12 protein-coding genes and 1 pseudogene are annotated in these 11341 nt (G+C 45.5%); 8 read left to right on the top strand and 5 right to left on the bottom strand.

Features of this window, described 5'->3' with window-relative positions; all coding sequences use genetic code 11:
- On the bottom strand, positions 1-263 hold a 263-nt coding region (locus OU792_RS17805; protein ID WP_274670941.1), incomplete at its 3' end, for a PAS domain-containing protein.
- A 222-nt stretch (positions 264-485) separates the two neighbouring features.
- On the opposite strand from OU792_RS17805, the gene OU792_RS17800 reads away from it, so the two are divergent.
- The 4 genes from OU792_RS17800 (at position 486) to OU792_RS17785 (ending at position 4494) form a co-directional block, all read left to right on the top strand.
- On the top strand, positions 486-923 hold the full coding sequence (locus tag OU792_RS17800; RefSeq protein WP_274670940.1) for an RrF2 family transcriptional regulator: 438 nt from the start codon (positions 486-488) through the stop codon (positions 921-923).
- 65 nt (positions 924-988) lie between these two features.
- Positions 989-3325, top strand: coding sequence for a nitric-oxide reductase large subunit (locus OU792_RS17795; protein ID WP_274670939.1), 2337 nt, complete (start codon positions 989-991; stop codon positions 3323-3325).
- A 19-nt stretch (positions 3326-3344) separates the two neighbouring features.
- A complete protein-coding gene (locus OU792_RS17790) occupies positions 3345-3794 on the top strand; it encodes an OsmC family protein (protein WP_274670938.1) in 450 nt (149 codons plus the stop codon).
- A 226-nt stretch (positions 3795-4020) separates the two neighbouring features.
- On the top strand, positions 4021-4494 hold the full coding sequence (locus tag OU792_RS17785; protein ID WP_274670937.1) for a hemerythrin domain-containing protein: 474 nt from the start codon (positions 4021-4023) through the stop codon (positions 4492-4494).
- Here OU792_RS17785 and OU792_RS17780 read toward each other — a convergent pair.
- The 4 genes from OU792_RS17780 to OU792_RS17765 form a co-directional block, all read right to left on the bottom strand.
- Positions 4491-4694 (bottom strand): HPP family protein, encoded by a 204-nt coding sequence (locus tag OU792_RS17780; protein ID WP_407636954.1) that lies wholly within the window; start codon positions 4692-4694, stop codon positions 4491-4493. The genes OU792_RS17785 and OU792_RS17780 overlap by 4 nt on opposite strands.
- 313 nt (positions 4695-5007) lie before the next feature.
- On the bottom strand, positions 5008-5631 hold the full coding sequence (locus OU792_RS17775) for an anaerobic ribonucleoside-triphosphate reductase activating protein (protein WP_274670943.1): 624 nt from the start codon (positions 5629-5631) through the stop codon (positions 5008-5010).
- Between the two features lie 43 nt (positions 5632-5674).
- Entirely contained in the window at positions 5675-5755 is an 81-nt protein-coding gene (locus OU792_RS17770; protein ID WP_274670942.1) for a hypothetical protein, read from the bottom strand.
- A gap of 73 nt (positions 5756-5828) precedes the next feature.
- Entirely contained in the window at positions 5829-7949 is a 2121-nt protein-coding gene (locus OU792_RS17765; protein WP_274670936.1) for a ribonucleoside triphosphate reductase, read from the bottom strand.
- A 481-nt stretch (positions 7950-8430) separates the two neighbouring features.
- On the opposite strand from OU792_RS17765, the gene ric reads away from it, so the two are divergent.
- The 4 genes and pseudogenes from ric to OU792_RS17745 all read left to right on the top strand — a co-directional run.
- The gene (gene ric, locus OU792_RS17760; protein ID WP_274670935.1) at positions 8431-9159 is read left to right on the top strand and encodes an iron-sulfur cluster repair di-iron protein; all 729 of its coding nucleotides are present in this window, start codon (positions 8431-8433) and stop codon (positions 9157-9159) included.
- Positions 9160-9168: 9 nt separating this feature from the next.
- Positions 9169-10305 (top strand): hypothetical protein, encoded by a 1137-nt coding sequence (locus tag OU792_RS17755; protein WP_274670934.1) that lies wholly within the window; start codon positions 9169-9171, stop codon positions 10303-10305.
- Positions 10298-10675 carry a hypothetical protein gene (locus OU792_RS17750; RefSeq protein ID WP_274670933.1) on the top strand — a complete coding sequence of 126 codons (378 nt, stop codon included), beginning with the start codon at positions 10298-10300 and terminating at the stop codon, positions 10673-10675. Before OU792_RS17755 ends, OU792_RS17750 begins: the two co-directional genes overlap by 8 nt.
- A gap of 74 nt (positions 10676-10749) precedes the next feature.
- A pseudogene (locus OU792_RS17745) lies at positions 10750-11341 on the top strand (TonB-dependent receptor domain-containing protein); the annotation flags it as partial.

The raw sequence follows: 11341 nt of genomic DNA, 5'->3' as shown, positions 1-11341 counted from the left end.
TCAGAATGGAGCTTCACGGTCATCACCTTGGATTCATCCACTCTGACTTGGGTGACGATGGATTTCTTTGAAAACTCCTCTTTGAAAAACCCTTCCCCAAACCACTCCACATTGAGAAAAAAGGTACTGAAATCCATCCCCAAGATATCCTTTCCGAATAATTCCCCGGCAGCTCTATTGGCATGCAGGACTCCAAATCTGGAGTCCGTGAGAAGAACTCCGATTTCGAGCTGATTAAATAGAGGGCTCCAATGGAAATTCATATTAATGATTCAGGGAAGGATATCAGCTTGCAATTGACTAACAAACCCTAAGTTTATCAAAAAAAATCGGGTGGAAAAATCAAATGGCGTTTTGAATTGTAAATAAACTTCTTCTATTTTCGGACTTATTACTCTTAAATAGATTAAAGTGTCCGAAAGATTCCATCTCACACTCGTGAAAAAATCTTTTATCGGCATTCAAAAAAAACAATTGATTATCACTTGAAAGCCCTCTCCCAAGTCGGAAAATACGGTCTTCGTGCCTTGCTTTACCTGGTAGCCTATCCACCGGAAAATCAGTATCTGAGCATCCGACAGATCTCGGATGATTTGGGTCTGTCCTTTCACTTCGTCACCAAAATCTTCCGTGAACTCACCGAAAGGGGCATTCTCACCTCCTACAGAGGACCTTCCGGAGGAATTGCCTTGGCAAAACCTGCCGAGGAAATCATGCTGATCGACGTGATCAAGGCTCTAGAAGGAGACGATTACTTTGACAAATGCCTGATCGGATTGCCCCACTGTGGCTCAGCTAAGCCCTGCCCTGTGCATGATTTTTGGAAAGAGGTGAAAACGAAACTCCAACATAACTTCTCCGAAACCAGCCTGGCTCTTTTGGGTGAAAAAATCCGAACCCAAGAAGTCCGCTTGGATGAATGAAATTTTTTTATCTTAATTAAGAATAAATAGTCTTAAATATGAAATAACCCTTTACCCACCCATCCATGAAGACAGAACCCAGCTTCCTAACCTACCTGATGAAGCCCAAAAACTGGTGGCTTCCCTTTCTCCTGATCTTCACCGTGAGTATCAGCGGCTTGATTTTCATTGGCTATCAGACCTACAATGAAGCCCCTCCGATCCCGGATTATGTGGATTCAAGAGGAAATGTGGTCATCTCGAAGGCAGACATTTTGGCCGGACAGGAGGTTTTTCATCGCTATGCACTGATGGAATACGGAAGCATGTTTGGTGACGGGGCTCTGCGTGGACCAGACTTTACCGCCCAAACGCTGCACGAAATGGCCGAGTCCATGAAAAAGTTTTACAAGGTGCAATCTCCAATCGAGCCAAATCCGGTTGCCCAAGCGGGTATCGAAGAACTGGTCAAGCAGGAAATCAAAGAAAACCGGTACCGGGAGGAAGACAATCAAGCTGTATTGAGTGATGCTCAAACTTTTGCAGCCAATGAAATCAATACCTTTTATCAGCGGGTTTTTCGGGATCCGGAATTTCATGAAGCCTTCAAGCCTTCCGGCTATCTGACGGACCCCAAGGAAATCGAGCAACTGAGCAAGTTTTTCTATTGGGGTGCTTGGGTGTGCAGCGTATCCCGACCAGGAGAAACGTACAGCTACACCCACAACTGGCCCTTTGACCCTGAGGCAGGCAACACCCCAACCGCTTCCACCATGCTTTGGAGTATCTTGGGATTATTTGGCTTAGTGCTTGGATTGGGAGCCGTGATGTACTACTACGGGCAGTTTGAGCAGCTGACGGAAGAATACTATGCCAAAGGTGCCTCGGAAATGGTAACAGAGGAGAAAGTGAGAACTTTCCGACCCACACCGACCCAGCGGGCCACCTTTAAGTTTTTCTATGTCGCCATTCTGTTGTTTTTGATCCAAGTATTGGCTGGAGTGCTCACTGTGCATGATTTTGTGGGGTTCACATCTTTCTTTGGATTTGATCTTCAGGCGTTGATTCCGGTGACGATTTCCCGCAGCTGGCATGTTCAGGTTTCCCTGTATTGGATTTCAGCTTGTTGGGTAGGAATATCATTTTTTATACTTCCTCTCTTGGCCAAAGGCGAGCCCAAAGGTCAACTCCGGCTCATCAATTTGCTTTTCGCCATCTTCTTTGTTTTGGTTGCCGGATCGGTAATCGGAATTTACATGGGCCCGATGGGAATGCTGGGCAACCTCTCCAGATGGTTGGGTCACCAAGGTTGGGAATTTGTGGAGCTGGGAAGACTGTATCAATACATGCTTTTGGCGGTTTTTGCCTTTTGGGCCGTGATTGTCTATCGGGGACTAAAAGGCGTGATGGCCAAAGCCAAGCCCTGGGAACTGCCCAATTGGCTGGTCTATGCGGTTGTGTGCATTTTAATTTTGCTGGTATCCGGCTTCGTGGCCAGTCCAGAGACCAACTTTGTGGTGGCCGATTTTTGGAGATGGATGGTGGTGCATATGTGGGTGGAAGCCTTCTTTGAGGTGTTCACCACGATCATCGTCGGCTACATGATGGTGATGATGGGCTTGGTCAATCGGCAGGCGGTGACCAAAGTCGTTTATCTTGCTGCGTTGCTGTTTTTGGGTTCGGGATTGCTGGGGATTTCACACAATTTCTACTGGAATGCCAAGCCTATAGGCACTTTGGCTTTGGGTTCGGTCTTTTCCACACTTCAGGTCGTACCTTTGATTTTGCTCACCTTGGAAGCTTGGAGAATGCAGCGAATGCCCCAGCTTTTGGCCAATAAAAACAATCAAACTGGTCGCTCTTCGCTTTTTGCCATGCCCGGTGTATTTCTCTACCTCCTCGGGGTCAATTTCTGGAATTTCTTCGGGGCAGGAGTTTTTGGACTGATCATCAATCTGCCCATCGCTAACTACTACGAGCACGGCACCTATCTCACCGTCAATCACGGGCACGCAGCCTTGATGGGCGTGTATGGGAATTTATCCATTGCGGCAATCTTATTTGCCCTCCGCTACCTGACCAAGTCCGATACGTGGAATCCCCGCTTGGTCAAAGTTTCCTTCTGGTCGATCAATCTGGGCTTGGTGTTTATGGTCGTGCTCGACCTCTTCCCAGCCGGATTGCATCAGCTCTTTACGGTGATGGATCAAGGGTATTGGTTTGCCCGATCCCAGGAATTCATCCAAAGCACCCCTTTCCAAACCATGACTTGGCTGAGAATTGTTGGTGGTTCCATTTTCCTCCTTGGAGGCGTTTTGCCTCTTACCTGGATGGTTCTGAAAAGCGCCAGAAACCTAAAACCTGATCAACCCTTTGTTCTCAACCGCTTCCATCAGGAGCGAAAAGAAGTAGAAGTTTATTAATTCCAACTACCCTTAAACTATGCACGACCCTACGCATGACTATGCCGTCAACCTTGAGTGGAATCACGGACGGATCGGACAGCTGAGCAGTCCCGAACTCGAAAACCTCATCGAATGTGCCACTCCACCGGAATTTCCCCATGGAGTACCGGGCATTTGGTCCCCAGAGCACCTGTTTACCGCTGCAGTCAGCTCCTGCTTGATGACCACCTTTCTCTCCGTGGCTGACCATTCCAATCTGAAATTTGAAAAATTCACCTGCAAGGCCACTGGAACACTGGCCAAGCAAGATGGAAAATGGATGATGACTGAGGTGCATCTCTTCCCCGAACTCACGCTCAGCCCGGGAGAAAAAGAAGAGCGGGGCCTAAAAGTGTTGGAAAAAGCCGAAAAAGCCTGCCTGATCTCCCATTCGGTCAAATCAGAAATCAAAATGATCCCTACGATTTTGCAGCTCGAGCTTTACTGATTTCAGTTTGTTGCAAATATCAAGAAGAGGCTGTCTCATTAAGCTGCTTGTCACATTTAGAAAAGTCGGGATAAAGTCCTATTCACTGAAAATAGACTTCGACTCTGCTCAGACTGACACATTCAGCCCTCTTGAGAGAGCCTCTTTAAAAACATTAATTTCAATAACTCTCCCAAAAATTCCTTCTTATGACTAGAATTGGTTGGCATCCTAATGAAAAAAGAAAATGACCACAAATAAGCCCCTCAAGCGCCATCCGGCTCTCCATCATCTCAGCCATGACCACCATCAGGGCTTATTACTCTGTTGGAAAATCAGGCAGGGATTCAAACTTGGCATTGACCCCCAGCGGATGAAAGTCTATTGCGAATGGTTTTGGGAAAATCACCTACAGGCCCATTTCGAAGAGGAGGAGAAACTGATTTTCCCCATTCTGCCTGAGGATAACCCGCTTGTCAAGCAAGCCCTAAGTGAGCATAAGCGCCTGAGACGGCTCTTTTCCGATTGGGAAAATGTCGAAAAAACCCTCAGGCAAATTGAAGAGGAACTGGAAAGACACATCCGATTTGAAGAGCGGATTCTATTTACCGACATTCAGGAAAAAGCCACTTCCACTCAACTGGAAGCTATCGCAGCCCAGGAAGTGCGGGAAAAATTTGTGGAGAATGGGGAAGATCCTTTTTGGGTAATTGCCACTTAAAGCCTCTTCCAAAACCAGATTTTATCTGAATAGCTCAGCTCCCGGATGTTCACATCATAGTAGGAATAGAGACGGTTTTTCGACAGGTTATTGATCAATACCGAGGAGAGAAAAAGTGTCAAAGCACCTGTCATCAATGGGTTGATCATATAGAGATACCCCATTTGTCTGACTTCCACTGACCCGATATTGGCGATCAGCGCAGTGGCTCCCCAGGATGAAGGGATTTGGTTATTTCTTAGCCAAAATAATCAAGGAAACAGCCAAATGAGGAGAAATCCTAATGGATTCAGTTCTCCAAAAGAGTATTTACACACTTCCGAAGATCAATTTTTCGGACTGGGCTGCTTACCAATTAGTCATACCAAAAGGTAACACTGAACTGGCTCTAAAACTTGGTTAGTGTTCTTTTCCCAGATAAATGCTTCACTCTTTGGATTTCTGTCTATAGTCGAGCCAAAGTAGTGTAAAAACAGCTTTAATAATCCGCAATTTGGGCTTCACTTCGAAAACTCAATTCCTCCACACCCCCACCCCGCTTTTTAATCCTGGCTTTTTGCTCTCACCCAAATCGCCAAGAGTCTGCTTATCTCCCCGAAAAGGCTGCAAGTAATAGCTTCCGAAATAGCCTTTCCCCCTTAGCCAGGTGTTCATGGCATCAAGGTCGGATGTCCTCAATTGCTCCGAATGAACTGTAGTCCGAACCTCAAAGGGAACGGAAGAAGAGACCATGATTTCCAATGTTTTCTCGAAAGCCAAAAACAAATCAGAGCGGGTAACTTCCCAATACTTTTCCGGTAAAGATTTAAAATCAAGGGCCACATAGTCCAGCAAATCTTCGGTAATTAACTGCCCAATTACCTCAGGCCGGCTGCCGTTGGTGTCGATTTTCACCTCAAACCCCATCTTTTTCACCTCCCTGACAAATGGAATCAACTGAGGATGCATCGTGCATTCGCCTCCGCTGAATACCACCCCATCCAGCAAGTGCCGGCGGCTTTGCAGAAATTCCCTGACATGAGCCCAACTCAGCTTGCCTTTGCCAAGGACGATCTCGGGATTGTAGCAGTAGCTACAGCGCATGTTGCAGCCGGCAAACCAAAGGATGCAAGCTGTGCGATCCGGAAAATCCAGCATTGTAAAAGGGGAGATACTGAAGACAGGTCTCCCCTTTTCCAGGCTATTCGACGAAATGGGTGCGCTGCTTGTGTTCACCTTTTTTTCCAATGTTAAAACTCTCCACGGGACGGTGATAGCCCATCACGCGGGTGTACACGAGACATTTGGTGCGCTTTTCTTCATGCTGATCGAGGAGCGCTTTGGTTTGGATCGGTTCAGTTCTTGTCTGCATAGTTTATTGGTTTTTGGTTAAGTGAATTGAGTAGATCTTCATCGCAATGTGGGCAGTATTCATGTTCGCCGTTGAGGTATCCATGTACAGGGCAAATACTGAATACCGGAGTGACGGTGATGTAAGGCAACTTGAAGTTGGAAAGCACCTTCTTCACCAGTCGGCGACAAGCCTCAGGCGAAGAGATTTTTTCCCTCATGTACAGGTGCAGCACGGTACCTCCGGTGTACTTGCATTGGAGTTCGTCCTGTAGCAACAGGGCTTCAAAAGGATCGTCGGTATAGTCCACCGGGATTTGGGAGCTGTTGGTGTAATAAATGTTTTCCCCCATTCCAGCCTGGATGATTTCGGGGAAGCGCTTCTTATCCTCTTTCGCAAATCGGTAAGTGGTACCTTCTGCCGGAGTAGCCTCGAGATTATAAAGGTTGCCGGTTTCTTCCTGGAATTCTTTCATGCGATTTCGAATGTATTCAAGGAGCTCAGCGGCAAAATTTTGTCCGAAGTAGCCGGTGATATCTTCTTTTCCCTGGGAATAATTCAGAATCATTTCATTCAAACCATTCACTCCAATGGTCGAAAAATGATTTCGGAAATGCTTCAGATATCGTTGAGTGTAAGGATAGAGCCCACGGTCGTACATTTCTTGGATGAAAACCCGCTTTTTTTCCAAAGTGGATTTGGAAATCTGCATCAGGTAGTCCAATCGCTCATAAAGTCCAGCCTTATTTCCGGAGTATAAATAACCCAAGCGTGCCATATTGATCGTCACCACCCCGATACTTCCGGTCATCTCGGCACTTCCAAAGAGCCCATTTCCACGCTTCAGCAACTCCCGCAAATCGAGTTGAAGGCGACAGCACATCGACCGAACCGCATTGGGCTTGTAGGCATTGGGGTTTTCTATCTTTTGACCATTCTCATCCACCGTATATTGACTGCCTATGAAATTTTGAAAATAAGAAGAGCCTATTTTGGCCGTATTTTCAAACAGCAAATCCGTATTGGGTCCATACCAGTCAAAGTCTTCAGTGATATTGACCGTAGGAATGGGGAAAGTGAAAGGCTGCCCATTCGCATCTCCTTGGGTCATAATCCTGTAGTAAGCCTTGTTGATCAGCTCCATTTCGGGTTGGAAATGCTTGTAAGTAAGTTCTTCCAGGGAATTCACTCCCCGCTTTCTTGCCTTTTCCATCAACAAATCAGAATCGATTCCCTGGAATAGATGCAGGTCACTCTTGGTCGGCATCTGGTCTTTCAGATCCTCGGGAACTACCCAGTCCAGTGTCACATTGGTGAAAGGCGATTGACCCCATCTCGCAGGAACATTGAGATTATAGACAAAAGAACGAATGGCTTTCTCGATCTCCTTATAATTGAGCTGGTCCTTGAATACATAGGGTGCCAAATAGGTATCAAATGAACTGAACGCCTGTGCTCCTGCCCATTCACTTTGGAGGATCCCCAGAAAATTAGCCATTTGCCCCAGGGCTTCACGAAAATGTGCCGGTGGACGGCTTTCAACCCGACCCCGGACTCCATTAAACCCTTCATTGAGTAAGCCCCTCAAGCTCCAGCCTGCACAATAGCCCGTCAAGCAGTCCAGATCATGAATATTTATGTCCCCATTGCGATGAGCATAGCCTTCCTCCTTATTGTAAACCTTGTCCAACCAATAGTTGGCGATGATCTTTCCGGCCACATTATTGACCAAGCCGGCATTGGAGTAGGAAGTATTAGCGTTAGCATTGATCCGCCAGTCAGTCTGCTGGATATATTCTTCGATTGTCTGGGTACTGTCCACATAGGTGGTGTCCTCGTTGAGTCCAGCCACATGTTCACGCTGGAGTTTTCGGGTATGACGGTAGAGCATAAAGGACCGCATGACCTGAAAGTAACCCGTCTGAAAAAGCTCCTTTTCGATCAAATCCTGAATCTCTTCAACCGCCCAGGTGGTCTTGGAAGCCAAACTGCCGAGTATTCGATCAAAAACTACCGAATCATAGACTTCTGATACACTATGAAAGCCTTTTTTCAGGGCATCTTCAATTTTAAAGGAGGCAAAGGGCTCATATTCTCCATTTCTTTTGATTACATATTGTTCCATATTTCATCTTATTAAGGGATTATTTTATCCTTTAATATTGAATAAAAAGCGAGCCAACTGAAAAAAATCGGAACTAATATTCCTTAGGTTCCGGAATGATATTTATCATGGATTTTTTACCGGAACAAGATGTCCTCAATTCATTGTCAAAAAAATAAATTGGGCAGTCCAAGAACTTGAGTAATCAACTAGCCAAAAAAGCGCTCCTAAATATTCAAATATGGCTTTTTTTCAAAAAAAATCACCTAACATTTTGAAGGCGATTGAATTCAAAACGATTGTCATCTACAGAATTTAACATTATTTCTCCAGAGGAATCCATCCATCCCTAAGTCTAGGAAGCAAAATATCTCCCAAATAGAGAAAAAAATAATAGAGGATATCTTTATCTTTTAATAATTAATTTGTAGTTTTGTTTAAGAATCCGGGACGTCGTCCCTTTTCTTAACCTCAATAAGAGGACAATAATATCCTTTATTATATGAAAAACATCGCAGAACTACCCATAAGCGAAATAGTCTCAAGGGATTACAGAGCTGCTCTGGTATTCCGGACTTTCGGAATAGATTTTTGTTGCAAAGGAGATCAGACAATTCAGGAGGCATGCACTCAAAAAAAGGCAGACCCTCACCTTTTGTTTGAAAAACTTATCGAAGCATTCACCAAACCTGCTGAGGACCACTTCGATTACAAGAGTTGGCCTTTAACCCTATTGGCGAACTATATTGAAAATAAGCATCACTCCATGCTCCGGGAACGGATTCCACTGATCCGGAAATTCCTGAAGCGAGTCGTCAAAGTTCACGGCGCCCATGAACCTCAGCTCAAAAAAATCAAAGCCCTTTTTGAAGATTCCACCGAAGATTTAAAAAGACATTTAGAACAGGAGGAACTGATAGTTTTTCCGTTCATCCGCAAGATTTGCACAGACGGAGAGAGGAAAAAACTGCTTTTGAGCCCCAATTTCCAGAAAATCCGAGAATTGATCTACCAATTAATGGAGGATCATGCTCAAGAAGGTGCGTGTTTGGAAGAGATCCGGAGACTTTCTAATGATTACAATCCTCCCTCTTATGCCTGCAACACCTACAAAGTAGCCTTTGCATTACTTCAGGAATTTGATGTAAATCTTCAGAAGCATATGCACTTGGAGCATAACATCTTATTTCCCGAAGCCATTTCCTTAAAGCCTGAGCAGAGCATAAACTGATTGAAAGAAATGATTCCCTCCTCATTCAAGGCTTTCTACCTGCTCCCCTTTATTCTTTTGGGTTTGGTGGCCGGGATATCCGGAGGCTGGATCAGGCTTGGCTACCCGGCCATCCCCCTTGCCGAAGCCGCAAGTCAACACGGATTGATTATGACGGGTGGATTCTTGGGAACTTTGATTTCTCTGGAGCGGGCCATGGTCATGGCAAAAAAAACATGGCTTTTGATTCCTTTCCTTACCGGGATTTCAGTTTTCGCTTTTCTCCTTGGTCTCTCTGATGTCGGTTTGCTCCTATTGACCACAGGGTCTCTCGGGCTAAGCTTGATTATGCACCTGCAAACCCTGAAGCACCCAAAATTCCACTCCGCGTTGCTGTATGGAGGCGCTGTCTCCTGGTTTATCGGCAATTTTCTTTCATGGCAGACCGGATTGATTGCGGCGGGAAGTACTTGGTGGATTGGCTTCCTCCTGTTTACTATTGTGGGTGAACGGCTTGAATTAAGTCAGTTTTTACCGGTCCCGTCCTGGTCACAAAACGCCCTAAAATCCCTCCTTGCCCTATTCACGGTGGGCTTGATCGTTCCCTTTCACACTTGGGGCAATGAGATTATGGGCATTTCAGCCCTATTGATTGCTGCATGGTTGTTGGTTTTTGACATGGCAAAGGTGGCCTCACGCAAAGCTGCCCAATTCCGCTATATCGGGATTGGATTGCAGGTTGGGTACTTATGGCTGGGGATTCATGGCTTGATTGTAATGGGAATGGAAAATCAGGCCTTATACTACGACTTGATGCTTCACACCTTCTTTTTGGGATTTACTTTTTCCATGATTTGGGCACATGCTCCGATTATTTTCCCCACAATTTTTGGGATCCGGGAGACCCCTTATCATCCGGTTCTTTGGATCACTTGGATCGGTTTTCAGCTTAGTCTTTTGGGAAGGATTGTGGCGAGTATCCTCGGTGAATATGAGCTGCGCAAAATATTGGGAGTAGCGAATGGGTACTTGATTTTGATTCAGTTTTTGCTGATGGCAGGAATAATTCTTTGGAAAATGAACCAGAACAAAAAAGTTAAGCCCGGGCGTAACCGAAGTCACGCGAAGGAACTCGAAAACAAAACATTTTTGCATACCCGTGTCTAAAACTTGGCTACATATTGCCCTGATTGTACTCATCCTGCTCAATGGAATGGGATACACGCTGATTCAAGTTCAGTTTTATTTGGACAGAGAGCAAATCACCGCACTTTTTTGTGTCAACAAAGACAAGCCACAACTCGAATGTGACGGAAAGTGCGAACTCTCCAAGCGGCTCTCTGAGGCCAAAGACCAAAACGAAAGTGATGCCCAAATCACCTTGGAAGAACTAAACCTGATCTTTTTGACAAAAAGTAGGGAGATAGGTTTGGACTTAATCCCCGAGGCAAATCATCAAATCGCGCATACTCCAAGGCATCAAATGCTTCACTCTTTGAATTTAGGAATGAATTTTTTCCATCCCCCTCAGCGCTGATTTTTTCTTCAGAAAAGAATCGGGAATCTCTCGATTCAGGACAAAGTCCCTTTTGATTTCCTAAATCCATTATCATGAAAAAGCTCATTTCGCCAGCTGCAAGGATGATTTTTGCCCTTGCCCTGGCACTTCATACCCTCATACCTGCCTTTGCTCAGGAAAAACAATCCCTCCGCATCCTTGATCAAACCACCCTCGAAGGAGTCCCCGGAGTCACTTACCGCTATGGCTTCCAAAAGGGAATTTCAGATGAAAGCGGCACCATTTACTTATTGACTGATAAAGAGAGCTGGCTTTACCTCAGCCATCTCAGCTATGGCAGTTGGATGCTTGATCCTTTGGAAGTAGCTCAAGCCCTTCAAAAAGGAAGCATTTCTCAGAAAGAACAGCTTTACGGTCTTCAGCCTGTATCGGTGATCGCCCTGAAAATGACCGGAGATAAAGACGAAAAGATCCTCATTTCCGAACAAGAGCGCCTTCATCACGATGCAGGAGCACTTCTATCCTTAGACCCGGTGATATCAGGTATTCGCAAGAGTAGCTCTTTTGCCTTTGACCCAGTCATGAGAGGTTTCAAATATGATCAACTCAATATTGTGGTCAATGGATTACAATCTGCCAATGCAGCTTGTCCAAACCGAATGGACCCTCCCACGAGTCAAATCG

It is taken from the genome of Algoriphagus sp. NF (genome assembly GCF_028823735.1).
Lineage (GTDB): Bacteria > Bacteroidota > Bacteroidia > Cytophagales > Cyclobacteriaceae > Algoriphagus > Algoriphagus marincola.
The sequence above is the reverse complement of the archived record's forward strand: the minus strand, read 5'-3'. Positions and strand labels throughout refer to the sequence as shown.

What these genes read in the sequence shown, in the direction of transcription:
- OU792_RS17795 (WP_274670939.1), top strand. Translation starts at nt 989, where the DNA reads ATGAAGACAGAACCCAGCTTCCTAACCTACCTGATGAAGCCCAAAAAC.
- OU792_RS17790 (WP_274670938.1), top strand. Translation starts at nt 3,345, where the DNA reads ATGCACGACCCTACGCATGACTATGCCGTCAACCTTGAGTGGAATCAC.
- OU792_RS17785 (WP_274670937.1), top strand. Translation starts at nt 4,021, where the DNA reads ATGACCACAAATAAGCCCCTCAAGCGCCATCCGGCTCTCCATCATCTC.
- OU792_RS17775 (WP_274670943.1), bottom strand. Translation starts at nt 5,631, where the DNA reads ATGCTGGATTTTCCGGATCGCACAGCTTGCATCCTTTGGTTTGCCGGC.
- OU792_RS17770 (WP_274670942.1), bottom strand. Translation starts at nt 5,755, where the DNA reads ATGGGCTATCACCGTCCCGTGGAGAGTTTTAACATTGGAAAAAAAGGT.
- OU792_RS17765 (WP_274670936.1), bottom strand. Translation starts at nt 7,949, where the DNA reads ATGGAACAATATGTAATCAAAAGAAATGGAGAATATGAGCCCTTTGCC.
- ric (WP_274670935.1), top strand. Translation starts at nt 8,431, where the DNA reads ATGAAAAACATCGCAGAACTACCCATAAGCGAAATAGTCTCAAGGGAT.
- OU792_RS17755 (WP_274670934.1), top strand. Translation starts at nt 9,169, where the DNA reads ATGATTCCCTCCTCATTCAAGGCTTTCTACCTGCTCCCCTTTATTCTT.